This is a genomic window from Bacillus sp. SIMBA_154 (genome assembly GCF_046536015.1).
Taxonomy (GTDB): Bacteria; Bacillota; Bacilli; order Bacillales; family Bacillaceae; genus Bacillus; species Bacillus pumilus_P.
Map to the genome: position 1 here is coordinate 26,200 of NZ_JAWJBV010000019.1, position 24,319 is coordinate 50,518.

28 protein-coding genes, 2 pseudogenes, 1 riboswitch and 1 other annotated feature are annotated in these 24,319 nt (G+C 40.9%); of the genes and pseudogenes, 19 read left to right on the plus strand and 11 right to left on the minus strand.

The window, feature by feature from the left end; genetic code table 11:
- Positions 1 to 193: 193 nt before the first annotated feature.
- From R0K30_RS18580 to R0K30_RS18590, 3 genes and pseudogenes are all read right to left on the minus strand, one after another.
- Positions 194 to 964 (minus strand): SurA N-terminal domain-containing protein, encoded by a 771-nt coding sequence (locus R0K30_RS18580; protein ID WP_099726210.1) that lies wholly within the window; start codon positions 962 to 964, stop codon positions 194 to 196.
- A 152-nt stretch (positions 965 to 1,116) separates the two neighbouring features.
- Complete coding sequence (locus R0K30_RS18585; RefSeq protein WP_410612231.1) at positions 1,117 to 2,604, minus strand: thioredoxin domain-containing protein; 1,488 nt, start codon at positions 2,602 to 2,604, stop codon at positions 1,117 to 1,119.
- A gap of 84 nt (positions 2,605 to 2,688) precedes the next feature.
- A pseudogene (locus tag R0K30_RS18590) lies at positions 2,689 to 3,180 on the minus strand (thioredoxin domain-containing protein); the annotation flags it as partial.
- Between the two features lie 462 nt (positions 3,181 to 3,642).
- Between R0K30_RS18590 and R0K30_RS18595 the strand changes: the two are divergent.
- The 3 genes from R0K30_RS18595 to R0K30_RS18605 all read left to right on the plus strand — a co-directional run bounded on the left by R0K30_RS18595 (position 3,643) and on the right by R0K30_RS18605 (position 5,855).
- Positions 3,643 to 4,539 (plus strand): S8 family peptidase, encoded by an 897-nt coding sequence (locus R0K30_RS18595; protein ID WP_223250471.1) that lies wholly within the window; start codon positions 3,643 to 3,645, stop codon positions 4,537 to 4,539.
- 14 nt (positions 4,540 to 4,553) lie between these two features.
- Entirely contained in the window at positions 4,554 to 5,333 is a 780-nt protein-coding gene (locus R0K30_RS18600) for an SAR2788 family putative toxin (RefSeq protein ID WP_410612206.1), read from the plus strand.
- A gap of 63 nt (positions 5,334 to 5,396) precedes the next feature.
- Positions 5,397 to 5,855, plus strand: a complete 459-nt coding sequence (locus R0K30_RS18605) for a stage III sporulation protein AH (protein ID WP_106072340.1) — start codon at positions 5,397 to 5,399, stop codon at positions 5,853 to 5,855.
- Between the two features lie 96 nt (positions 5,856 to 5,951).
- Here the strand turns inward: R0K30_RS18605 and R0K30_RS18610 are convergent, their stop codons facing one another.
- From R0K30_RS18610 to R0K30_RS18620, 3 genes and pseudogenes are all read right to left on the minus strand, one after another.
- On the minus strand, positions 5,952 to 6,494 hold the full coding sequence (locus R0K30_RS18610; protein ID WP_404978213.1) for a hypothetical protein: 543 nt from the start codon (positions 6,492 to 6,494) through the stop codon (positions 5,952 to 5,954).
- A 132-nt stretch (positions 6,495 to 6,626) separates the two neighbouring features.
- Positions 6,627 to 6,806, minus strand: a pseudogene (locus R0K30_RS18615) (DUF255 domain-containing protein); the annotation flags it as partial.
- A gap of 64 nt (positions 6,807 to 6,870) precedes the next feature.
- Entirely contained in the window at positions 6,871 to 7,377 is a 507-nt protein-coding gene (locus R0K30_RS18620) for a hypothetical protein (protein ID WP_410612208.1), read from the minus strand.
- Positions 7,378 to 7,568: 191 nt separating this feature from the next.
- On the opposite strand from R0K30_RS18620, the gene R0K30_RS18625 reads away from it, so the two are divergent.
- From R0K30_RS18625 to R0K30_RS18655, 7 genes are all read left to right on the plus strand, one after another.
- On the plus strand, positions 7,569 to 7,829 hold the full coding sequence (locus R0K30_RS18625) for a metal-sensitive transcriptional regulator (RefSeq protein WP_099726207.1): 261 nt from the start codon (positions 7,569 to 7,571) through the stop codon (positions 7,827 to 7,829).
- A 126-nt stretch (positions 7,830 to 7,955) separates the two neighbouring features.
- Positions 7,956 to 8,438, plus strand: coding sequence for a DsrE/DsrF/DrsH-like family protein (locus tag R0K30_RS18630; RefSeq protein WP_099726206.1), 483 nt, complete (start codon positions 7,956 to 7,958; stop codon positions 8,436 to 8,438).
- 15 nt (positions 8,439 to 8,453) lie between these two features.
- On the plus strand, positions 8,454 to 8,816 hold the full coding sequence (locus tag R0K30_RS18635; protein ID WP_099726205.1) for a rhodanese-like domain-containing protein: 363 nt from the start codon (positions 8,454 to 8,456) through the stop codon (positions 8,814 to 8,816).
- 46 nt (positions 8,817 to 8,862) lie between these two features.
- Positions 8,863 to 9,423 (plus strand): sulfurtransferase TusA family protein, encoded by a 561-nt coding sequence (locus R0K30_RS18640; RefSeq protein WP_099726204.1) that lies wholly within the window; start codon positions 8,863 to 8,865, stop codon positions 9,421 to 9,423.
- Between the two features lie 14 nt (positions 9,424 to 9,437).
- Positions 9,438 to 10,565, plus strand: a complete 1,128-nt coding sequence (locus R0K30_RS18645; protein ID WP_099726203.1) for an MBL fold metallo-hydrolase — start codon at positions 9,438 to 9,440, stop codon at positions 10,563 to 10,565.
- 33 nt (positions 10,566 to 10,598) lie between these two features.
- A complete protein-coding gene (locus tag R0K30_RS18650) occupies positions 10,599 to 10,829 on the plus strand; it encodes a sulfurtransferase TusA family protein (protein WP_099726202.1) in 231 nt (76 codons plus the stop codon).
- 58 nt (positions 10,830 to 10,887) lie between these two features.
- Positions 10,888 to 11,664 carry a sulfite exporter TauE/SafE family protein gene (locus tag R0K30_RS18655; RefSeq protein ID WP_230031209.1) on the plus strand — a complete coding sequence of 259 codons (777 nt, stop codon included), beginning with the start codon at positions 10,888 to 10,890 and terminating at the stop codon, positions 11,662 to 11,664.
- A gap of 51 nt (positions 11,665 to 11,715) precedes the next feature.
- Here the strand turns inward: R0K30_RS18655 and R0K30_RS18660 are convergent, their stop codons facing one another.
- Positions 11,716 to 11,892, minus strand: coding sequence for a hypothetical protein (locus R0K30_RS18660; protein ID WP_180275466.1), 177 nt, complete (start codon positions 11,890 to 11,892; stop codon positions 11,716 to 11,718).
- Positions 11,893 to 12,036: 144 nt separating this feature from the next.
- On the minus strand, positions 12,037 to 13,470 hold the full coding sequence (proS, locus tag R0K30_RS18665; protein WP_410612213.1) for a proline--tRNA ligase: 1,434 nt from the start codon (positions 13,468 to 13,470) through the stop codon (positions 12,037 to 12,039).
- Positions 13,471 to 13,514: 44 nt separating this feature from the next.
- Positions 13,515 to 13,710: a binding site (T-box leader), on the minus strand.
- Between the two features lie 159 nt (positions 13,711 to 13,869).
- A riboswitch (purine riboswitch) is annotated at positions 13,870 to 13,969 on the plus strand.
- 76 nt (positions 13,970 to 14,045) lie between these two features.
- On the opposite strand from proS, the gene R0K30_RS18670 reads away from it, so the two are divergent.
- Positions 14,046 to 15,218, plus strand: coding sequence for an MFS transporter (locus R0K30_RS18670; RefSeq protein ID WP_410612216.1), 1,173 nt, complete (start codon positions 14,046 to 14,048; stop codon positions 15,216 to 15,218).
- Between the two features lie 233 nt (positions 15,219 to 15,451).
- Here the strand turns inward: R0K30_RS18670 and R0K30_RS18675 are convergent, their stop codons facing one another.
- On the minus strand, positions 15,452 to 15,826 hold the full coding sequence (locus R0K30_RS18675) for a MaoC/PaaZ C-terminal domain-containing protein (RefSeq protein ID WP_099726198.1): 375 nt from the start codon (positions 15,824 to 15,826) through the stop codon (positions 15,452 to 15,454).
- Between the two features lie 284 nt (positions 15,827 to 16,110).
- On the opposite strand from R0K30_RS18675, the gene R0K30_RS18680 reads away from it, so the two are divergent.
- The 5 genes from R0K30_RS18680 (at position 16,111) to R0K30_RS18700 (ending at position 18,737) form a co-directional block, all read left to right on the plus strand.
- Positions 16,111 to 16,569, plus strand: a complete 459-nt coding sequence (locus R0K30_RS18680; RefSeq protein ID WP_099726196.1) for a MarR family transcriptional regulator — start codon at positions 16,111 to 16,113, stop codon at positions 16,567 to 16,569.
- A 110-nt stretch (positions 16,570 to 16,679) separates the two neighbouring features.
- On the plus strand, positions 16,680 to 16,925 hold the full coding sequence (locus tag R0K30_RS18685) for a hypothetical protein (RefSeq protein WP_099726320.1): 246 nt from the start codon (positions 16,680 to 16,682) through the stop codon (positions 16,923 to 16,925).
- Positions 16,922 to 17,383 carry a 2-thiouracil desulfurase family protein gene (locus tag R0K30_RS18690; RefSeq protein WP_099726195.1) on the plus strand — a complete coding sequence of 154 codons (462 nt, stop codon included), beginning with the start codon at positions 16,922 to 16,924 and terminating at the stop codon, positions 17,381 to 17,383. Before R0K30_RS18685 ends, R0K30_RS18690 begins: the two co-directional genes overlap by 4 nt.
- Positions 17,384 to 17,411: 28 nt before the next feature.
- The gene (locus tag R0K30_RS18695; RefSeq protein WP_099726194.1) at positions 17,412 to 17,828 is read left to right on the plus strand and encodes a DUF5301 domain-containing protein; all 417 of its coding nucleotides are present in this window, start codon (positions 17,412 to 17,414) and stop codon (positions 17,826 to 17,828) included.
- Positions 17,829 to 17,909: 81 nt separating this feature from the next.
- Complete coding sequence (locus tag R0K30_RS18700; RefSeq protein WP_249704786.1) at positions 17,910 to 18,737, plus strand: aldo/keto reductase; 828 nt, start codon at positions 17,910 to 17,912, stop codon at positions 18,735 to 18,737.
- 53 nt (positions 18,738 to 18,790) lie between these two features.
- On the opposite strand, the gene R0K30_RS18705 is transcribed toward R0K30_RS18700, so the two are convergent.
- Positions 18,791 to 19,873, minus strand: a complete 1,083-nt coding sequence (locus R0K30_RS18705) for an iron-containing alcohol dehydrogenase family protein (RefSeq protein WP_249704785.1) — start codon at positions 19,871 to 19,873, stop codon at positions 18,791 to 18,793.
- Between the two features lie 199 nt (positions 19,874 to 20,072).
- Between R0K30_RS18705 and trhO the strand changes: the two genes are divergently transcribed.
- Both trhO and aimA read left to right on the plus strand, forming a co-directional pair.
- Positions 20,073 to 21,041: an oxygen-dependent tRNA uridine(34) hydroxylase TrhO gene (gene trhO / locus R0K30_RS18710; RefSeq protein WP_099726191.1), complete on the plus strand. Its 969-nt coding sequence runs from the start codon at positions 20,073 to 20,075 to the stop codon at positions 21,039 to 21,041.
- Between the two features lie 335 nt (positions 21,042 to 21,376).
- Positions 21,377 to 22,996: a glutamate/serine transporter AimA gene (aimA, locus tag R0K30_RS18715; RefSeq protein ID WP_410612222.1), complete on the plus strand. Its 1,620-nt coding sequence runs from the start codon at positions 21,377 to 21,379 to the stop codon at positions 22,994 to 22,996.
- Between the two features lie 35 nt (positions 22,997 to 23,031).
- Here aimA and R0K30_RS18720 read toward each other — a convergent pair whose 3' ends face one another.
- A complete protein-coding gene (locus R0K30_RS18720) occupies positions 23,032 to 23,232 on the minus strand; it encodes a hypothetical protein (RefSeq protein ID WP_099726188.1) in 201 nt (66 codons plus the stop codon).
- Positions 23,233 to 23,417: 185 nt separating this feature from the next.
- Between R0K30_RS18720 and licT the strand changes: the two genes are divergently transcribed.
- Complete coding sequence (gene licT / locus R0K30_RS18725; RefSeq protein WP_099726319.1) at positions 23,418 to 24,254, plus strand: BglG family transcription antiterminator LicT; 837 nt, start codon at positions 23,418 to 23,420, stop codon at positions 24,252 to 24,254.
- Positions 24,255 to 24,319: the final 65 nt, after the last annotated feature.

Below are 24,319 nucleotides of genomic sequence, written 5' to 3' on the forward strand. Positions count from 1 at the left end.
TGAAGAAAAAGTCTGAGATCTGTTCGTGATCTTGTACCTTTTCAGAGACAAAAGAATTGATAACGCTTTCTTTTGTACTCCCATCATATCGGATGAAGGAGATGTTTATGATGAGGCTTTTGTCATTATTTTGGAAAAATCATTCATGAAGTGACGAAAAAAATCCGCACAATGGCGGATTTTTTCATAGCGGTTAAATGGACACATTCACTTTCGCAGATTTCTTTAGTTTTTCAATTTCTTTTTGTACTTCTTTCTGCTTTTCTTGAGATTCTAACTGTTTTTTAATTTGTGATTTGATCTCTTTGTATTCTGGTGCTTTTTGCTTTTGTTTTTTCATTTGTTCTGCGTATTGGTCATAGTACGCTTTGACATCTTTTTCAGAGACAGAGGCTGATTTGATTTCTTTGTCGACATATTGGCTGTATTTGATGCTGTCGGCAATGTCACTTTTTAACTGGTCCATTGTGAGTCGGCTCTTTTTGAGTGCTTCTTCGAATTGAGCGTTGTCTTTAAATTGTTTCTTTTCTTCTTTTAGCTGCTTATCTACTTCTTTGTCAGAGGCTTTGAAGCCCTTCTTTTCAGCATCTTGCAGGATGAGCTCTTGACCTACGAGCGCATCAATGGTTTGTTTCTTGACTTCTTTTGCACCTTCTTTAGAAGTTGGGTCTTGCCCTGTTTGCTGAAGCTGCCCTTGAATGGTTGATAAGGCGCTATTGTATTCACTGCCTGTGATTTTGTCTTTGTTGACGGTCGCAACGACCTTTTGATCATCGATTTTTTGTGCATCTAATTTCTTTTGCATCTCTTCCATTTGCTTTTGCTGCTCTTTTTGATCAGCCTGCGTTGTTTCATTTTTTTTTGCTGAATCATTCTGCTTATCCTGTTTTGCATCGTTTGATGAGCAGGCTGCAAGCCCAACAGATAACAGACAAGCGATGAGTGTATATGATACCTTTTTCATCATTTTCTCTCCCTTCGGTATGAGAACATCTAGTGCGCATTCTAACCGTTTTAGAGGAAAAATAAAACCGTATAAACGAATTGTTAGCGGATTGACATTTTTTTTATCTGTTTGTCCTCATTTTGACTTCTCTCAGTCATCATATGACAAACTCAAGAATGGAACAATTGTTCAATTGCCTCATCAATATTGGTGATCGGCTGGCGGCAGCTGTAGTTTTCACAAATAAACACGGTGGTGCTGCCGTCGATTGTTTTGTAATCTTTTGCAAATGGTGCGAGCTGTGCCAGATCCTGTCCTGTTTCAGCGGTCAAAATAAAATCAAATGGCATGAATCGTTTTCGAAGCGCCTGTAAAAGCCGCTCTTTTTGCGGGTCGTCATTTTTCCCGAGAATGATGATTTCTCGTTTGGCGGCATATTGACTCAAGAGCCCTTGCAAAAAGGCTGTGTGTCCGCTTGGATAGGAAGAGACATCGACGTAAAAGGCTTTGAACATCTGCTCTAATTTTTCAAGCCAGTCTTGCCGTCCGATCATTCTGCTCAACGTGAGGAGCTGCTTCAGTGCGGTGCTGTTACCAGAAGGCATGGCACCGTCGTACACTTCTTTTTCTCGAACGATGAGCGCTTCCGCATCTGATCCTGAGAAGAAAAAGCCCCCTTTTTCCTCGTCCCAAAACAGCTCAAACATGTTCTCGGCAACGGTCTTCGCTTTTTCAAGAAAGTCTTGTTCAAAGGTCGCTTCGTATAAAGACAAATAGGCTGAAAGCATATGCGCATAATCCTCGATAAAGCCTAGATGCTTCACATCCCCTTCTCTGTAGCGGACCATGAGTCGTTCATGTTGGACGAGGTGTGTTTCTAGAAAAGACATCGCCTGCTTCGCCATGCTGATGGCTTCCTCTGCATCAAACACCCTTCCTGCTTTGGCAAGTGCAGAGATCATCAGTGCATTCCAGGATGTGAGCACCTTGTCATCGACAAGCGGTGCGGGACGCAGCTGTCTCACGGATTGTAAGATGTGCTGAGCGAATTGCAGCTTGGACTGAAGGGTTTTATCGTCTATCGAAAACGATGCTTTGATGTCATCAAATGAGGTTGAAATCGTGTGAGGGATGTTCCACCCTTCAAAGTTCCCCTCCTCTGTGATGTGGTAGACCGCGCAGAATAAAGCGCCAAGGTCGTCGCCTAAATGGGTCATGATCTCATCTTTTGACCAGACGTAATATTGCCCTTCTTTCCCTTCCGAATCTGCATCTATCGCCGAATAAAAGGAGCCGTCACGATTTATCATGTCTTGTTTGATAAATTGGATGAGGTGGTGGACAAGATTTTCATACTCAGGTTGTTGAGTGAGCTGATAGGCTTCTGTATAAGCTTCCATCAGCAAGGCGTTATCATACAGCATTTTTTCGAAATGCGGCACAAGCCATTTTTCATCCGTCGAATAACGAGAAAAGCCTGAACCAATATGGTCATAAATACCGCCATTTGCCATACCGTCTAACGTTTTCGTGACCGCATATAACGCATTTTCTTGCCCTGTCCATTCGTAATAGCGCATAAGGAACGTGAGCATATGAGGTGCAGGAAATTTCGGTGCAGAACCGAACCCGCCATAAAGCGTATCAAAGCTGCTCATGAGCTGATAATAGGCTTTGTGGATGGATTCTTGAGACAGCGTGTTTTCTGTCTGTCCTGCTGATTTGATTCGCAGATTATTTGTCGCCTTCTCTGCCAATGATTCGATATGATCTCGGTCGTTGTGATACGCATCCAGTAATTGCGTCAGTGCCTCGATGAAGCCCGGACGTCCGTAAGCACTTCTCTTTGGAAAATATGTCCCCGCATAAAAAGGCTTTTGATCAGGCGTGACAAACACATTCAGCGGCCAGCCGCCTTGCTCCGTCATCATCTGACAAACGGACATATACATGGAATCAATATCAGGACGTTCCTCACGATCGACTTTAATTGAAATGAAATGCTCGTTTAGGATGTCAGCGACTTGTTGATCTTCGAAGCTTTCGTGTGCCATGACGTGGCACCAGTGACAACAGATATATCCAATACTTACCAATACGGGTTTGTTTTCTTTTTTTGCTTCATCAAATGCTTCTTTTCCCCATGGGTACCAGTCAACTGGGTTATGGGCGTGATGAAGAAGGTATGGAGATTTTTCGGTGATTAATCTGTTGGGTTTATTGTTAGTGGACATGGAATCTCCTTCTTTCATATTTATTTATCAAATGAGTAAATAAATTAATTGATCAAATCTTTTTGAGTGTAAAGGGTGGTGGGCTTAAGGAATTTCGTTTGAAATTCTTCAACAAAGTTACGTAGAAAAATAACCGACAGTTCTTTAGTTTCCAAAATTTTAAAGCTAGGCAAAAATCAAAAAACTATTATTAGGTCATAGATTTATAGGGATTGGTGTGGAAATTTTACCTTTCGATAGATTCATTTTCAAGTCTTTTATTAACTTCATTAATTATGGAAAACCTCTATTAACCTCGTTGAAATGGAATTTATCAATAAATTTTCCTTTTATTTATTTTATTATTAATAACAAGCTGTTATAATAGCTTTGTGTTTTTGTGAAAATACGTGTTAAAAGTGGTGTTGAAAAATTAAATATATATATATACTATTAATTCTAGTAATCTCTTCGTTAGGTCTTTTGATATTCTTTTTATTTAATCATCAAGAGAAAAATAAAACAAAAAAAATTAATCATAATTTAGTACAAGAAGTACCATGGGGTGTTGAAAAAATTAATGCTAATTCATTATGGGCTTTAAGAGGAGAAGAGAAAATAAGAGTTGCTGTATTAGATAGTGGTATTGATAAAGAGCACAAAGATTTAAAAGGAAAAATTAAAGGGGAATATAATGCAATAAACAAGACATTATCAACCTCAGATGACAAAGTAGGGCATGGAACTGCTATTGCAGGTATTATAGCTGCTAAAAATAATAGCTTTGGATTAGTTGGAATTGCTCCAGAAACTGAAATATATTCAGTTAAAGTATTAAATGATAAAGGAAAAGGTTCTATAGATAAACTTGTTACAGCTATTGAATGGTGCATCGATAATAATATTCATGTCATAAATTTAAGCTTTGGTTTATCTAAGGATAAATCAATATTAAGAAATGTAATTGATAAAGCAGTTAACAAAGGAATAATAGTTATTGCAGCCGCAGGAAACAATTATGGTGGACCAGCTGATTATCCAGCTGCTTATAAAAAAGTTATTTCTATTAATGCAGTAGATAGAAATAATGAATTAGCTGTTTTTTCTTCTAAAGGAAAAATTGATTTTTCTGCACCTGGCGTAGATATCCCTATACTATCTATTAATAATGGGTATGAAACTGAAAGTGGTACATCTTTAGCAGCTGCACATGTTACCGGTATAGTATCATTGATTCTACAAAATAAAGATAAATTTGGGATAAATTCAAAAGATAATATATATTATCAAGTGAAGCATATATTGTCTGAATTATCTATAGATCTTGGTAAAGAAGGAAAAGATGAAACATATGGAGAAGGTTTATTAATTTTTAAGTAAAGGGGATATTTTCAATGAAATTTATTAAGAAGAGTATTTCAATTTTTTTGAGTTTGTTAATAGTGTTTACTTTTATTTCAGAATCAAAAGCTGAGGCTTTGGGTAACAAAGATTATCAAATTATCATTAACAATGAAGAAAAATTAGTAATTGCAGCAGAAAAAGGCGAAGTTAAAGGTGTAATGACTCTAGACAAAAAGAATATGGAGTTCTCATTAGAAACCGATGAGTTTTCTGAGGTTACTGGTGAAAAAGGTAAAGAATATAAAATTAATGTTGAAAATGCAACAGATGATAAGATAGAAGGAACTTTTATTGACACTGAAACAAATGAAAAATATAAAATTAATTCAGATGAGATAACAGCTTCATTTGTTTGGTTTATACCGGTAGGGATTGTTATTGGAGAAGCCCTTTTAGCACATTTAATTTCAATGGGGTTAGCGGTGACAATTACAGGAGTTACTTATGTTGCATATTCTGAGTTTAAAAAGCATAAAAGAACATACTCTCATTACATGGCAGTTAGAAAGTCTAAAGGATTATTTATTGGTAATGGCTTAAAAAGGTCTGCGGCAATTGCGCGACTTAAAAAGGGTGGAGATACATGGTCTACTTCAAAGAATAATGCAAAATCTATTGCTAAAGCCGCTAGTCCAATTAAGAAAATTACTGGTGCAGAGATAGATAAAAAGGGTAAAGGTAAGCATTATCATTATCATCCTATTTCTGGATATAAGCAAGGGAAAGGCATCCGTATGAAATCACATGCTTTCTATGGTGCAGCAAGATAATTGAAAATAACAAATCCTAATATCGAACAATTCTGAATAATGAGTATATGAGAAGGTGTAAATATGTTAGTTATTGATCAAAATCCAAAAGGTGAGCAGTACTCCAAATTAATTGATTTGGCTTTCGAAATTTGTGATGAGTTTCATTTAGTTTTAAGAAAAGATATGGGATCTTTAAAATCTTTTGATCCCTTCCTAAAAAAACTCGAAAGTTCATTGAAAGAGATGAAAGAACAATCAGAATGGGCTAGCACAATTCTAGGAGACAATCAAACAGCAAAAGTTTATTACTATTATACAGATGAAAATGCGAAGAGTATTCTAAAAGAATTCGCAAATTCTTTATATGATTGGGAGCAACCAAATTTACCAGAAGACTTGTCCTTCTTCAAAAATGGGGAAGAATGGCTGGTTACATCTTCTCATGAAGAAGAAAGTTATATAGAGACGGAAAATGATACAGAGATACAAAGGATATTAAGTATACCAGAATTAAAAGTGCATATGGAAAAATGGGATTAAGGCTATTTAGTATTCAATAATAGTGTATTGATATAAAAGTAAGGAGGCTAATAAGATAGTTTCCTTACTTTTAAAATTTTATGGGCGTTCTCATCTTTATTTCTTAATTAAGATGTATTGTTTGTCTTCCAAATAGAATATTTGACTAAGATGATTTATGTCTTTGAACTTCAAATGTTTCCCAAATTGTTGAGTCTTTAAATTAATAACTAAATCCAAACTCTCATCCTTATCTTCATCCTCATAACCGTCTAAACAGGAATATAATTCAATTGAGTCACCTTTTGATATGTGTTCTTCAATATAAAGAAAAAGGGATTGAATAGATTTTCGTTGACCAGTTGTATTATTTGAGTGTAGATATCCTTGTATTTCATATATATAAGGGTGTGTAAATTTGTTTACGACTGCTTCATATTCATGTGCTAAATGAATGATATCTATTCCATATGCATCTTCTTCGGTTTCATAAACTTTTAAAAGTGAATGTTCACTTTTATATCGATTTTTCCTAAACAATTTTTTGTTGAAAGAAACTCCTTTAATTTTTAATTCAGAAATTGGTTTAAATGTTGGGCTATAGCCAAACTCACCAATAGGAAGTTTTTTGTTAGCCCCAATAAAATGATGTAAAGTCAATTTGGCTCCTCCTCTATTATATCTACAAAATATTTTATGTGAATTTGAATAATACACAGTCCTGACAGGCATTTCGTAAAATAGCTTATAAAGCCTAAGAATAGAATAACATATTTCATGTGTAGCTGTGCAAACATGGCACCAGTGACAAGTGGCATAGCCAATGCTGACAAGTACAGGTTTGTTTTCACGTTTTGCTTTGTCGAAGGCTTCTTGCCCCCATGGGTACCAGTGAACTGGGTTGTGAGCGTGCTGAAGGAGATACGGTGATTTTTCAGTGATGAGTGGGTTGGGTGTTTGGTTGTTTGGCATGGGTCACCTGCTTTTTTCATTTTATGTTCTATAAGATTCTTCAATTGTAGGGGATTTATGAGTTTTACTTCTTCACCAACACATATTGTAAGTGTTCCAATTCGAACATGTACATCAGTTCATCTATCTCTTTAAAATCTATATGCTTCCCAAATCGTTTTTTACTTAGGTCAATCTCTACGTCCAATTGATCGTCTTTTTCTTTGGTTTCTAGTCCGTCTACACAAGAATAGATTTCGATGGTTTCTCCTTTTAACAGCTCTATTTCAATGAAAATAAAAAGAGGGTGAAGGGAATGAATGATGCCTAATTCATAAATATAGGGATGTGTGAATTTGTCTTTTACCGCTTCATAGACGGGATCTACATGAGCAATGTGAATGCCAGCAAAATCTTCTTCCGTTTCGAATACTGTCATCAATGGCTCCTCTTTTTGATAGGTTTTGGCCTTTTTTTGTCTTCTATCAAACGTTTTGATATTGAATTCAGAGAGCGGTTTGTAGGTAGGATTTTGACCAAAGGGACCAAGCGGCAGTTCTTTGTTTGCGCCAATATAATGATGTAAGGTCATGAGTTGTCTCCTTTTCTTCGAATGATTTCTCGTTATTTGATTATTTCCTTTTTATCAATTTATGGTGGAGTATGCAATTCTTATCATATATGCTCACTACTTTATTTATAAAGGAAGATGCAAGTAGTTTGACTAAATACCTCTCAGGGTATACTATCTGAACATAGGATAAAGAGAAAGGAGTGTTAAAGGTGGAATATAATCAGCAGATGAAGAACCGTCTTCGCCGAATTGAAGGACAGATCAAGGGTGTCCTTGCGATGATGGAGCAAGGAAAGGATTGTCGTGAAGTTGTGACGCAGCTGTCTGCATCACGCAATGCGATTGATCGGGCAATGGGTGTGATTGTGAGTACAAATCTTGAGCAATGTGTCCGTGAAAGTCTTGAAGAAGGCAAGGATACGGAGGGTCTTGTGAAAGAGGCAGTCGAGCTGTTGGTGAAAAGCCGGTAAGAAATTTTTCAGCCTTTGAAGGTTGACGAATTTTTTTACTTGTTGTAATATACCCTTACCGGTATAAGTATATATTTTTACTTTTTATATACCCCAGTAGGTATTATTATTTGAAGGAGGAGCATGATGGAAGAACAGAAGAAACGGACGACAATTGTTTTATTTAGTGGAGATTATGATAAAGCGATGGCCGCTTACATTATTGCAAATGGCGCAGCAGCCTATGATCATGAGGTGACGATTTTTCATACTTTTTGGGGACTAAATGCCTTGCGTAAGGATGACATGGTGCCAATGAAAAAAGGCTTTTTAGAAAAAATGTTTGGCAAAATGATGCCGCGCGGCGCTGATCGAATGGGGCTGTCAAAGATGAATTTTGCAGGGATGGGCCCGAAGATGATTAAGCACGTCATCAAAAAGCACAACGCCATGACTTTGCCGCAGCTCATAGATATGGCGAAGGAACAGGAGATCAACCTCGTTGCATGTACAATGACGATGGATCTTTTAGGATTACAGGAGAAAGAGTTATTAGATGACATTCAATATGCCGGTGTGGCCGCGTATTTAGCAGATGCTGAAATTGGGAATGTGAATTTATTTATCTAGTGAGGTGTTAAACACATGATTCAAACACTTTTGATCATCATCGTCATCGGTTTGCTGGTGAGCCGTTTTCTTCCCGTACGGGGTGTGAAACAAATCGATGCAGCCGATATGAAGCATAAACGGCATAGTAAAGATCAACAGCTGATTGATGTACGATCTCCTGTAGAATTTCAAACAAACCATATCAAAGGATTTCAAAACATCCCCTTACCTCAGTTAAAAGAGCAAGCACATCAGCTTGCGAAGGACAAAGAGGTTTATGTGATATGCCAGAGCGGGATGAGAAGTATGCAGGCAGCCAAAATATTGAAAAAGCAGGGATTTACCTATATTACGAATATCAAGGGTGGCATGAATGCTTGGCGTTCAAAGGCGTAATAGGCTTAAAAATATACCCCTACCCCTATATAAAGGAGGAAATATGATGCAGCAACCAACGGCGATTTTAGATGCAAAAGGACTGGCATGCCCGATGCCGATTGTGAAAACAAAAAAACAAATGAACGAGCTATTGCCAGGTGATGTGCTTGAAGTGCAAGCAACCGATAAAGGGTCAACAGCGGATCTAGCGGCTTGGTCAAAAAGTGCAGGTCACGAATTTTTAGGAACAAAAGTAGAAGGACAGGTGCTCCATCATTTGATCCGAAAGGGCGGCGCTCCACAGGCGGGTGGGCAGCCAATGATTTCGGAAATGTCTTTGCACACCTTTCAACAGAAGGTAGAAGAAGGTCAGCCTTTGTTTATTTTAGATGTACGAGAGCCGGATGAATACGAGTCGGGGCATATTCCAGGCGCTGTTCATATCCCGCTTGGCGAGGTTGAAGATCGTGCTGAAGAATTGAACCGTGAGACACTCATTTACCTTATCTGTCATTCAGGCAGAAGAAGCGAATTAGCCGCACAAAAGTTGAAAGAAAAAGGATTTCATCAATTGATCAATGTAGTGCCAGGCATGAACAGCTGGACAGGACAGATTGAAAAATAGGAGCTGAATCAAACATGACTGTAAAGGCAATGACGGCAGAACAGTTAACAAAAAAGGTCATCCACAAAGAGCCGCTCTTTTTGTTAGATGTACGAAATGAGGCAGATGCTCAGGACTGGAAGATTGAAGGAGAAGCGATTGAATATGTCAATGCACCTTACTTTGACCTGCTTGATGGCGTAGAGGATATTTTACACAAAGTACCGAGTGACCGAGACGTGCTGGTGGTTTGTGCCAAAGAGGGCTCCTCCATTATGGTAGCGGAGATGCTGTCAGAGGCGGGCAGGTCTGTCCATTATTTACAGGGCGGCATGAAGGCGTGGAGTGAACATCTAGAGCCAGTGAAGATAGGTGATTTAACTGGCGGTGGAGAGTTGTATCAATTTGTGCGGATGGGCAAGGGCTGCCTGTCCTATATGATCATGTCAAATGGAGAAGCCGCAATTGTGGATGCAGCGAGAATGACAGATGTCTATCTTCATTTTGCTAAAAAGCATCATGTCACGATGACGCATGTGTTTGATACACACCTTCATGCGGATCATATATCAGGCGGGAAAAAGCTGGCTGAACAGACTGGGGCCATCTACTGGCTGCCGCCAAAGGATGCAGAAGAGGTGACGTTTGAGTACAACCACCTTGAAGAAGGACAGCGTGTGACGATTGGAGCGGCGACGATTGATATTCACGCCCTTTACTCACCGGGCCATACGATCGGTTCAACATCCTTTATCGTGGACGATCAATATCTTCTTTCAGGCGATATTTTGTTCATTGATTCTATCGGAAGACCTGATCTAGCTGGAATGGCGGAGGATTGGGTAGGTGATTTGAGAGAAACACTCTATGAACGATATACGATGCTTTCAAAAGACTTGATTGTTCTGCCTGCGCATTTCATGATCATGGAAGAGGTCAATGAAGACGGAAGCGTTTGGAAGGAACTGGGCGTTCTGTTTGAAGAAAATCATGGCCTGAACATTGAAGATGAAGACGTATTTAGACAGATGGTCACGCAGGATCTGCCTGCACAGCCAAACGCCTATCAAGACATTCGGCAAACCAATATGGGCAAGCTGAATCCAGACGATGAAGCGCAGCGAGAAATGGAAATTGGCCCAAACCGTTGTGCGATTCGATAATGTTCAATAAAATAAGAAGAGAGAGGCGATCAGATGCGATCAGATCAAATGTTAGACGTCACGGGGCTTGCGTGCCCAATGCCGATTATTCGAACGAAGAAAAAAATGAACGACTTAGCGGAAGGTCAAGTTTTAGAAATACATGCAACTGATAAAGGAGCTAAAGCTGACCTTGCTGCATGGGTGAAGTCAAGCGGACATGAATTGATCACGCAGACAGAAGAAGGGCATGTGCTGAAGTTCTGGGTGAGAAAAGGGTCCTAAAGGATGTAGGGGTATCTGCTAAAGATCCCCTTTTCCTTTTGCAAAGGAGGAGACCAGCGTGGATTTTGCGTTTTTGATTACACTTTTTATCATCGGATGTATTGGTTCCTTCTTATCAGGAATGGTGGGGATCGGGGGATCTGTGATCAACTATCCCATGCTGCTTTATATTCCGCCTCTTGTTGGTGTGATGGCACTGTCAGCACACGAGGTGTCAGGGATTGGCGCCATTCAAGTGCTCTTTTCGACACTCGGTGGTGTACTGGCGTATCGGAAAAGCGGGTTTTTACACCGCTCGTTGATTTTATATATGGGGAGCAGTATATTGGCTGGCAGCTTATTAGGCAGTTATGTATCACATTTCATGCCGGAGAAAGGGATGAATCTCGTCTATGGACTGCTCGCCATTGTAGCCGTTATCCTTATGCTGATCCCGAAAAAAGGACAGCGTGCAGACGTAGAGGGAGAAGTGATTTTTCATAAAGGGCTGGCTGCTGGTATTGCTTTTGTGATCGGCAGTGTTTCAGGTGTGCTAGGCGCTGGCGGGGCATTTATTTTGGTGCCTGTGATGCTGTCTATTTTAAAAATTCCTGTACGGATGACCATTGCGTCATCACTTGCGATTACGTTTCTTTCTGCCATAGGCGCATCTACTGGAAAGATATTGACGGGTCAAGTCATGCTCCTTCCTGCTGTTGTGTTAATGGCGGCAAGTTTGATTGCCGCTCCGATTGGTGCCAAGGTCGGTCAGAAAATCAATGCCGTCTTCTTACAATGGCTACTTGCCGTGATGATTACCGCGACAGCGATCAAAATTTGGCTGGATATATTTTGAAGAAAAGACCAACAGGGAAAGCAGATTCTGCTTCTAACGTGTTGGTCTTTTTTATTTGACGTCATCGTGCTCGATAAACGTTTCAAGTGCTGGGTGGTACTCTTTTTGATAATGAAGGTTGGGGCATGTTTTCACGACTTTGCCTTGCAGGGCATTGGACTTTGAGACTTCTAATGCTGTTTTACATTTAGGGCAGCGTTCGGCAAAGAATGAGGGCCAGCGCTTCATAGATCACCACTCCAGTTAAAGTCTTAAAAACCTATTATATTAATATGAATTATAGGGGATCGAGTAGTTGAGGTCAATGGGTGTTTGGCTCTTTTTAACAAAAAAAGAAGCATCGTGAAGGATGCTTCTCTTTCGTCCATATTATTAGTAGGCTTTCGCCCAGAACACCATATCAGATGCAGGCTTTCCGCAGCAGACGCATGTGTCAGAAACGGATTCCTGTTCAAATGGGATACAGCGTGAGGTCGCCCCTGTTCTTTCTTTGATGTCGTTTTCACAGGCTTCGTCACCGCACCACATCGCTTTGATCAATCTGTTTTCTTCCGAAAGGATTTGCTCGATGTCTTCGATTGTGTGGGCGTGTGATGTTTTTTCATGTAATCGTTCTTTCGCCTTTTCGTACATGGTCCGCTGAATGTCTTCAAGGGTGGATATGATGGTTTGTTCAAGTGCATCTAACGTGACGGCTTGCTTTTCACCTGTGTCTCGTCTTGCGAGCATCACTTGTCCCTTTTCGATGTCCTTTGGTCCAACTTCTACACGTAAAGGAATACCCTGCATTTCACATTCGTTGAATTTCCAGCCTGGCTGTTTATCGCTTGCATCGATGTCAGCACGTGCGATGCGGGCGAGTCGATCTTTCAATTCATAGGCATGATCCAGTACACCTTCTTTATGGGAAGCGATTGGCACAATACGTACTTGGGTTGGCGCAATATTTGGCGGCAGGACGAGTCCTCTATCATCACCATGCACCATAATCATGGCGCCGATGATTCTTGTCGTGAAGCCCCAAGAGGTTTGCTGGACATGCTCTAGTTTTCCTTCACGGTTTAAGAATTCAATGCCAAATGCCTTTGCAAATCCGTTGCCGAAGAAGTGAGAAGTGGCGGTTTGCAGTGCTTTTCCATCATGCATCAGGCTTTCGACCGTATAGGTGAAACGGGCTCCAGCGAATTTTTCCTTCTCTGTTTTTCTCCCTTTAATGACAGGAATAGCAAGAAGCTCTTCGCAAAGAGAAGCGTAGATGTGGAGCATTCTTTCTGTTTCTTCAATTGCTTCTTGCTCCGTCTCATGGCATGTATGCCCTTCCTGCCATAGGAATTCAAGGGTTCTTAGGAATGGGCGTGTTGTCTTTTCCCAGCGGACGACATTGGCCCATTGGTTATACAGCTTTGGTAAATCGCGGTAGGAGTGAATGATGTTTTTGTAATGCTCAGCGAACAGCACTTCAGAAGTTGGTCTGACGCAGAGTCTTTCTTGTAATGCTGATTCACCGCCATGAGTGACCCACGCCACTTCAGGAGCGAAGCCTTCGATATGATCTTTTTCTTGCTGCAGCAGGCTTTCTGGGATAAAGAGCGGCATATAGACATTCTCATGACCGGTTTCTTTGATTTGGCGGTCAAGTTCATCGCGAATGTTTTCCCAAATTTTAAAGCCGTATGGCTGAATGATCATACTGCCTCTGACGCTTGAATAATCGACGAGCCGCGCCTTTGTGACAACATCTGTATACCACTGGGCAAAGTCGTCTTCCATGCTTGTAATTTTCTCAACAAATTGTTTCTTTGACATCGCATTTTTCCTCCTTTTAAAAAACAAAAAAAGCTGTGCTTTAAGTTAGGGACCATTCCTGGTGGTACCACCCTAATTTAAAGCACAGCTTTACACTCGATCATGATAACGGTATGAACCGCTGTATGAAACAGAACTAAATCGGCAGGTTCACTTGAAGATGTCAGTAGGAACTTCTCAGCACCGTTCCCTCTCTGTTAAAGATCGATTCAAGCTACTATTCCAGATCTACGTTGATCATATTTCGTTGATTTTTCATCAGTTTACCTGTAAATGCAGGAGAAATCAAGTTGATCTGCGGGTTCGTTTATTGCCTTTGTGGGTCTTTTGCTTTGAGCTCCAATTGGCAGGAATTTTCTATTTTTGCAGCTTGCTAGTTATGTGAGGCTATGCTAATATATTTGAAGAAAAAAATAGACTTGTATAACCTCAATAATATGGTTTGAGGGTTTCTACCAGGATCCGATAAATCCTGATTACAAAAGCGTGCTTTCCTTTTTTGTAATCAGGGTTTTTTGTTTGTCTACACCCTGTATCAAAAGTGAAAGCCATGATATAGAGAAGGGATGTTAGACATGAACTGGAGAGTATATTTATTAGCCGTTTCTACTTTTGCGGTTGGATTAGTTGAGCTTGTGGTCGGAGGCATTTTGCCAAGTCTTGCAGAGGATCTGGATGTTTCTCTTGCGACAGCTGGGCAGCTTATCACGGTATTTGCGATTGTGTATGCGATATCAGCACCGGTGCTGCTGACCGTCACAGCCAAAATCGAACGAAAGCGTCTTTATTTAATTGCGTTATTGGTGTTCACACTAGGAAATGTGTTCACTTATTTTAGTTCAACCTTTGCCCTTGTTATGATGTCAAGGGTGTTCATTGCGATGAGTACAGCGCTTGTGGTGGTGTTATCACTGACGATTACCGCCAAATTGGTGGAACCATCGCATCGGGCTAAAGCGTTAGGTCTGATTTTTATTGGCATTAGTTCCTCACTTGTTCTCGGTGTACCGATTGGTATTTTTATTACAGAGAGCTTTGGCTGGAGAGTGATGTTTTTAGGAATTAGTATTCTATCTGCCATATCCATGGTGCTGATCTATTTTCTATTGGAAAAAATGCCAGTTGAAAAAGTCACTCCTCTTAGAGAGCAGATTCGTTCTTTAGGGCATCCGAAAATTTTTAGTGCACACTTGATTAGCTTGTTTATGCTTGCGGGCCATTATATGCTTTATTCTTATTTCACCCCATTTCTAATGGAAGTTCTGCATATGACCCCGGTTTGGATTAGTATTTGTTATTTGGTCTTCGGGCTTGCGTCTATTGGCGGAAATGGTTTTGGCGGCTGGCTTAGTGACAAACTGGGTTCAGGGAAAGCCATCTTGCTTGTGACAATAGCGTTTGCGGCTGTGATGTTTATCATTCCTTATACAGCGGGTGTGTTTGTGCTCTTTATGGTGATGGTTGTCCTATGGGGAGCGCTTAGCTGGGCACTGACGCCTGCTTTGCAAAGCTATTTGATTCAAACAGACCCGGTGACGTCTGATATTCAGCAAAGTTTAAATACATCGGCTTTGCAAATTGGCATCTCGATCGGATCAGCAGTGGGCGGTGTCATATTTACGATGACCGGTTCATCCGTTGATTTGGCTAAATTCGGTGCAGTGTTTGTGCTGATTGCCTTTAGCTGTGCGGTGATTTCGTTGAAGAGACCGCCACTTTATATGGATCGTCAGAATCATGCTGAATAGCTGCCTATGATTAGGAAGCTTCAGATTGTTGACAAAGGGCTAAAATGATCTTTATTTTAGCCCTTTGTCTTCTTTTCAGCGTGATTGAAAACCTTTGAAGTCTAGGAAGGACGAGCACCGGAGCGGAGCGAATTTGACATTCGTGAGCACCGGCGCGCAGACCTGACAAAGAATGCGAGGGTTTGTCTACACGCTGTAGCTGTCTATGATTAGGCAGCTTTTTGATGTTTATTCTATTTCAAAATCACACCTTCACTTTTACCAGTAACCACTTCTTCTCCATGCTGGTTGATATAGCGAGAAAAAAGGTGGACACGGTCATATTGTTCAAGGGGTTCCACCTTTGTGACGGTCATCTGACAGGTAATGGTATCACCTGTATAAACGGGGCGGATGAAGGTACATGTCATGTCTTGACCAATAAAATGAAACTGACCGCCAAGCTTAGTAGCCAGACTTGCTGTGAGAAAGCCGTGAACCACTCGCCTCCCCCGGTCATCCAGCTCGGTATGGTGTTTGCCGAGATCGCCTGTCATTTCGCCGAATTGAATCACGTCTTCGTGTGTATAGGTTCTGCTTGTTTGAAATTGATCGCCCGGTTGAATCATCTTTCCTTCAACTCCTTTTTTTAAATGTATCAAAGGAATAAATGAATGTACATTCATTTTTAAACGATAGGTCTGCATCATTAATTTGCGAGCAAAAGAGAAGGTATCTCTTCAACTCCTTTGCTAAAAGGAAAACATGCAGTTTCATATCGTGTAATCTAGTAGAAAAGTTCATACATTTATCAGGTCCGATGGCCTGTTCTTTTTCTGACATACACATTTCTTTTGACTCCTCTCTTGATTATTAGTACCATTTTATTAACCAGTTAAGAGTGGAGGTTCAGATGGAAACAAAAGAGCAGATTGTATTAAAAGCGATTCAAGATCTGATTATGCATAGGGAAAAGAGACGGAATGATCCAACAGATCCACTGATTACCACGACTGATACACTCAAGCAAGATTGGACACTCACACAGCTTCACATTTTATCGATGATTCAAGCCAATCCAAACGAATCAAATAATACATTTCTATCTCAACAACTGAAACTATCAAAGCCAGCCATTACAAAGGCGGTGAAAAAACTAATTGAAAAAGGCATGGTGGACTATTGCCACCGGCAAGGTGATAAGAAATCGGTCTATTATTCATTGACAGAAAAAGGGGCGCAATTGGCGGCGCTGCATGATGAACTCCATGAAAAAGCAGTCACATCCTATTTAGAATTCCTCCATCAGTTTAATGAAGACGAATTACAAGTGATCGAACGCTTCTTAAAGGCTTGGAAGGAAAAGATATAGATAAAAAAAGACCGAAACCATCCTACAAACTAGATGATTTCGGTTTTTTTATGGTAAAATTAACATATATTGACGTTATTCGTAATCATGATCAAAAGGAGGGAGCCTTTTTGGAGAAAGAAATGATAGAAAATTTTAAAAAGTACGTGTTCATCATGCCGTTCGTTGGATTGTTTGTCAGCTTGCTATTATTTGTTTATTTTTTTGGCATTACAGGAGTGGAAGGGTCGATTTGGGCTGCTGCTTTGTATTGTGCTCTGCCTTTTTTGGGGTACACGATATTCTGTTTGCCGTTAAGTATCTATTTTTCGGTCAGCAAAAAACGCTCAATCCATAGAAATGAGGAACATACGTGATTGTCGTCAGCGCTTGTCTTGCTGGTTTGAAGGTCCGTTATAATGGCAGCCATCGATTAGATCAGCGAATCGAGGAGCTTGTTCAGGAGGGAAAGGCAGTCACGGTTTGCCCCGAGCTGCTAGGCGGCTTCTCCACGCCAAGGCCTCCAGCAGAAATCATTGGTGGCGATGGATATGATGTATTACAGGGCATTGCCTCTGTTGTCGATGTGCATGGAACTGATGTGACAGAGATGTATGTAAAAGGTGCAAAAGCCACGCTTGAACAGGTTCAGTCTCTTGAAGCGACAGCGGTTGTGTTAAAAGAGTACAGCCCTTCTTGCGGCAGCCGGATGATTTATCGGGGCGATTTTAACGGTAAGACGAAGGCTGGAGATGGTGTGACGTCCGCCTTGCTGAAACAGCATGGGATTCAGGTGTTCTCTGAGGAGGATGATTGGACCTCGTTGTTTTTATAGGTGTGACGGGATAGAAGGGGGAGTCAGGTTGAAAAAGTGGATCATTGGTTTAGTAGTCGTTATTTTAATTGGCATTGGCATTTATTTTATGATCAATGCGAAAACATACTCTTTTGATGATGTGGTCTCAATTGATAAAAACAAGGTGACTTCGATTCAAATTGAGCATGATAAAGAACGTGTTGTGGTGGAAAAGAAAGAGGATATTCAAAAGCTGCTGAAGGAATTTTCAGGTATCAAATTAAAGAAAACGAATGAAGCTAAAAAAACCTCAAAAGAGCCCTATTGGATCAGAGTGTATGAGAATGAGAAGGAAACATATGGTCTGACTTTTTACGACCAATCATTTTTAGAGATATATGATTTTTCTAAAACGAAAGATCAAACGAGCGAATATCGAATCGTTGATGCCAATCAAGCCGATATGGGGCAATATATGAAATAACATCAATCAGCATTTCATGCATGATAAATAAAAAATTCGGGTATAGTGCTTGGTAAGTAAAAATGAAGCGGAGGTTGTTTGATGAGTGGATTAATAGATACAGTCACATTAGCAAACGGAGTAAACATGCCGAAGCTGGGCTTTGGTGTATGGCAAGTAAAAGATGGGGATGAGGCTGTCAATGCAGTCACAGACGCTCTTGAAGCGGGCTACCGAAGCATTGATACAGCAGCGGCCTATCAAAATGAAGAAGGGGTAGGCAAAGCCGTTCAGCAATCAGGCATCTCTCGCGATGATCTGTTCATTACGACAAAAGTCTGGAATCGTGATCAAGGCTATGAGTCAACACTCGAAGCCTTTGAAACGAGTATGAACAAGCTGGGTCTGGATGTATTAGACCTTTATTTAATTCATTGGCCGGTTGAAGGCAAATATAAAGAGACATGGAAAGCGCTAGAGAAGCTGTATAGGGATGGACGCGTTCGAGCAATCGGGGTGTGTAATTTCCATCAGCACCATCTAGAGGATTTATTAGAAGAGGCAGAAGTCGTGCCAATGGTCAATCAAATTGAGCTGCATCCAAAGCTGACACAGGAGCCTTTACGAGACTACTGCAAGGAGAAAGGCATTCACGTAGAAGCGTGGTCGCCATTAGGCAGCGGGAAGCTTCTTAACCATCCCGTTCTTCAGGATATCGCGAAAAAACATGACAAATCAGTGGCCCAAGTGATTCTTCGCTGGGACTTGCAGCATGGCATTGTGACCATTCCGAAGTCTGTGACGAAGAGTCGAATTATTGAAAACACACAAGTATTTGATTTTGAGCTGTCCGCACATGAGATGGGTGTCATCGATCAGCTAAATGAAGACGAGCGGACGGGTCCAGACCCAGATAACTTTGATTTTTAACATGGAGAAAAGCACAGGCTGCGACGCCTGTGCTTTATTGTTTGCCAGCATGTTCAGACGGTTTTTTTGGACTGATATGTCTCAATGATATGAATGGCGTCGACAATTTGCTCTTTGGAATAGTCACCAATCAAACAAAAGGTTTCATCTGCGCGTGCAGCATGGCTCGCCACCGTAATAGCAGCTTCGTTCAGATCAGTCCTGATGCCAAGCTCATGCATATTTCTAGGTAATCCAAGTGTTTGATAGAGCTCTAGTAATTCATCTACTTCGGACATTCGGTTTTCTGCGGCAAGCTGAACGAGAATGCCATAGGCTACTTTTTGTCCATGTAACACATGATGCGTTTCTTCAATAAATGTCAATCCATTATGGATGGCATGGGCTCCTGCCATTCTTCCATAACGTCCCCCATACCCGCCGACCGTACCGGCTAATGTAATAATCGTATCCGTGACATCCGCAAATGCTTGCGAAAGCTGACCTGTTTTTAAGCTGTTGACGGCTTCTTCACTATGACTAAGAAGAATATCTCGAACATATACAGCTTGTTTTAATGCAGCATGTACCATGAGCGGCAAGGAATCTTTTGCATTACGAATAATGGCTTCCGCTTCATACCATTTCGCGAGCGTATCACCAATTCCGCTTTGGAGATAGGAAAGTGGAGATGAAAGCAAAAAGGTATGATCAATTAAGGTAAGATAGCTGGACCGCTTATGATAATCGACTCTCACGAAATTCCCTTTGTCATCATAAATGACGCTGAGCGGTGTAGACGCAGCACATGTACCTGGAATCGTTGGAACCATGATGACTTCAATTTGAAGAGCATCTGCTACCGATTTGGCAGTGTCTAAAATAGTGCCGCCCCCGATCCCGATGACCACATCTGCTCCTTTGAGTTCTTCTGTAATTCGTGTAATCGCATTCGGTGAACTGTATCCTTTGTGCTGGACAACCGGCCAATGGGACGGGAGCTTTGTGTACTGTGAAAAAGCATGATATGACTGATATCCAGTCACTACAGCGGGTGATTGAAAGGAAGAAACAAGTGTCTCTAGTTGATGATAAATCCCCTTTTGAGAAATAAATTGGTTGGGACCGCTTCTGACGATATCTTCTGGATGGATCATTGATCTCTGCTCCTTTTCAAAATCATATAGTCCATAAATCATCTCATTATACAGAAAGTTCTGTCAAATTATCCGACAATATGAGGGAATAAGCCCTTCCGTTTTATGGAATTAAGCCACTGACATTGCCTTTAGGTATGTATTTCCTGTATGATAAACAATGGTATATTTTCATTAAATTTAAGAGGTGTTTATATATATGGAAAAACAATATCGTGTATTACTTTACTATCAATATGTCCCCATTGAGGACCCAGAGACGTTTACAGCAGAGCATTTAGCTTTCTGTAAGGAGCTTGGTTTGTTAGGCCGTATCCTTGTTTCATCAGAAGGCTTAAACGGAACGGTTTCAGGAACCATTGAGCAAACGGAGAAGTACATGCAAGCGTTAAAAGAAGATCCACGCTTTGCGTCTATGCCGATTAAAATTGACGAAGCAGAAGGCCATGCATTTAAGAAAATGCACGTCCGCCATCGTAATGAATTGGTGAATCTAAGCCTTGAAGATGACGTGAATCCGTTAGAACTAACGGGTAAACATCTCAGCCCGGTCGAATTTTACGAGCAAATGAAATCACCTGATACAGTGGTCATTGATGCGCGTAATGATTATGAATTTGATGTTGGTCACTTCAGAGGTGCGGTGCGTCCTGACATTGAAACATTCCGTGAATTACCTGAGTGGATTCGTGACAACAAAGAGATTCTTGAAGGGAAAAAAATCCTGACTTATTGCACAGGCGGCGTCCGCTGTGAGAAATTCTCAGGCTGGTTAAAGCGTGAAGGCTTTGAAGATGTATCTCAGCTTGACGGCGGGATTGTCACTTACGGAAAAGACCCGGAAGTCCAAGGGAAGCTATGGGACGGTCAATGTTATGTGTTCGATAACCGTTTAACAGTGCCAGTCAATCAAACAGAGCACGTGGTTGTCGGAAAAGATTTCTTCTCTGGTGAGCCTTGCGAACGTTATGTGAACTGTGCGAACCCTGCATGCAATCGCAAAATCATTGCGACAGAAGAAAATGAGCACAAATATATGCGCAGCTGCAGTCATGAATGTCGTACAAGCGAACGCAACCTTTATGTCAAACAGCACAATCTGTCTGAAGAAGAAGTTCAAGAAAGACTAGCTGTGATTGAAAAAGAACAAACGATTTCACAAGGATAGGAGGGTTTCCCTTTTATCCTTTTTTTTTTGCATCATCGTGTTCATAAGAAAGAAGAAGTCATTTCTTCTTTCTTTTTTGCTTTTTTCAAAATAAGGGTAAAAGTAGTTAATCAGTCTAATAGATTGACAGTTGAAAAAGCGTTCTCTTTTGAAATAAGCATGTTCTCCTATTTCAGAAAATGAAGAATTGAGAGATAATGTAGCAGGCGAAAAAATGAACAAGGGTAAAGGTTCCATTTAGAAAATATTTACAAGTTGAATGAAAAGTGAGCTGCTATGAAGAAAGACGCTTGCTCGACACATGCTCTTTATTTTAATCGAAAGGTGTTATGAACATGAATCATTTGCATCGTAGGATGGGAACTTTCGCTTTAATGATGGTAGGTCTTGGCTCAATCATTGGTTCAGGATGGCTCTTTGGTGCTTGGCGTGCCGCTCAAATCGCCGGCCCTGCTGCTGTTTTGTCCTGGTTGATTGGGATGATTGTGATTTTATTTATCGCTTTGTCTTATAGTGAACTCGGATCGATGTTTCCCGAGGCAGGCGGGATGGTTAAATATACGCAATATTCGCACGGCTCTTTTATTGGGTTTATCGCAGCATGGGCGAACTGGATCGCCATTGTTTCTGTTATTCCTGTTGAGGCGGTTGCTTCCGTCCAGTACATGAGCTCATGGCCTTGGGAGTGGGCAAAGTGGACAAGCCACTTGGTCACAAAAGGAGTTTTGACAACAGAAGGGCTCATGGTCGCTAGTGTACTTCTTGTGATTTACTTTCTGCTCAATTATTGGACAGTTGGGTTATTTTCAAAAGCCAATACCTTTATTACAGTGTTTAAAATTATCATTCCAGGATTAACAATTGGTGCGCTCTTATTCGTAGGTTTTCATAGTGAGAATTTTACTTCTGGAACAAGTATTGCCCCAAACGGCTGGGCTAGTGTGCTGACAGCTGTTGCGACATCAGGGATTGTGTTTGCCTTCAATGGCTTCCAAAGCCCGATTAATATGGCCGGTGAGGCAAAAAATCCAGGCCGCTCGATTCCAATTGCGATTGTAGGATCGATTTTGATTGCAACTGTCATCTATGTGCTTTTGCAAATCGCCTTTATTGGAGCGGTCGATCCATCCATGATTGTGAATGGGTGGGGGCATTTAAATTTCAACTCGCCATTTGCTGATCTTGCCATTGCGCTTGGGATTAACTGGCTTGTCCTGATTTTATATGCGGATGCGTTTGTGTCACCTTCTGGAACAGGCATTACGTATACCGCGACGACGTCTCGTATGATTTATGGAATGGAAAAAAACAAATACATGCCAAATGTGCTTGGCCGTCTGCACCCTATTTACGGCGTGCCTCGCCAAGCGATGTTTTTTAACTTAGCTGTATCGTTTATCTTTCTGTTTTTATTTAGAGGCTGGGGTGTACTTGCTGAAATCATTTCTGTCGCGACACTTATTTCTTATCTGACAGGACCAGTTACTGTCATGACGCTGAGAAAGACAGGGGCGGATTTATATCGTCCATTGCGAATTAAAGGGCTCAGCATCATTGCTCCTCTAGGCTTTGTCTTTGCATCATTGACGCTGTATTGGGCGAGATGGCCGTTAACAGGTCAAGTGCTGTTCATTATTCTCATCGGTCTTCCCATCTATTTTTACTATCAAGCAAAAGCGAAGTGGAAGGGATTTGGGCGAAACTTTAAAGCAGGTGCTTGGATGGTTGTGTATTTACTTGTGATGATGACCATTTCCTGTCTCGGCAGTGACAAATTTGGCGGCTACAATGTGATCCATTATGGCTGGGATATGGCACTCATAGCGGTCGTTGCCTTGCTATTTTATATGTGGGCACTCAAAAGCGGATTTGAGACTGAGTTTTTAGAAGGTGCGAAGAAAATCAATGATGAACTGCGTACTTCTCAGAAAGAAGCTGCATCATCAAAAGAATAAAGGAAAGGCTGCCTGAACATTGCGGGCAGCCTTTTTTATTTTGATGAGCTATGCATCACATGCCGCTTCAGCCAAGTGGTGACGCCGCGCAAAACAGCTGCTGTGACCAGTGAGATGAGCACATATCTCCATAGCTGATTCAAGCCTTGTCCACTAAGCCAAAACACTATTCCTAGAAAAACGAGGGTGAAGATGAGCATGAATAAAAAAGATGCTGACCAGAAAAAATTCTTCATAGATGGACACCTCCTCGGGGTATTGTATGCAGGCTGATGGAGGATCAGACCAGTAATGAAAAAGTAGAAATATTGATGAAATCTATTTCAAAAGTCAGATAAAAACACCAAGTGATTTGACAGTTGTGTTAAGATGAGAGATATTTTGAGTGAAGATTGTGGGTCATAGACGGAGGTGTTTGGAGATACAGATTCAAAAGGTTCTAAACAATAATGTCATTAGTGTGATAGATGAACACGGAAAAGAAATTGTCGTCATGGGCAGAGGCATTGCTTTTCAAAGACGTCCCGGGGACCCGGTGGACGAAGCGTTAATTGATAAAGTCTTCCGCCTAGAAGATCATTCCGTTCACGAGCGGATGAAAATGCTGCTGCAAGAGGTCCCGTATGATGTGGTCAAGGTGACCGAGGAAATGATTCAATATGCACATACAAAGCTGAACCGAAGATTAAACGAAAGTCTGCATGTATCGCTCGCAGACCATATTCATTACGCCATCGAACGATTAAAGAAAAATCACCTGATTGAGAATTCGCTCATTTGGGAGATTAAACGCTTATACAAAGATGAATTTCTCGTGGCGAAAGATTGTCTTGAGATGATTGAAGAGCGTCTTCATATTGAACTGCCTGATGATGAAGCGGGCTTTATTGCCATGCATATCATTAATGCAGAGCTGAATGAGGATATGAATACGACGGTCAATATCACAAAAGAAGTCAATGCTATTCTCACCATTGTGAAATATCATCTCAACATGGAGTTTGATGAGGACTCACTCAACTTTTACCGTTTTCTCACGCATTTGCGCTTTTTCGTTCAGCGTCTGATCAACGAAACATTACTTGCCAGCGAAGATCAGGATTTATACCAGCTGATCAAAGTGAAATATCCAAAGGCATACGAATGTGCAAAGAAAATCGCAGAATATGTCTATCAAACGTATCATCGAGATCTTACATCAGAGGAAATGCTGTACCTGGCAATTCATTTGAATCGGCTCATCAAACGAGAGAAATAAAGATAGATTTTCAAAGAAAGCGTTGACATGAGAAAAGGTGAGTGGTACTATTTGCTCATAAACAT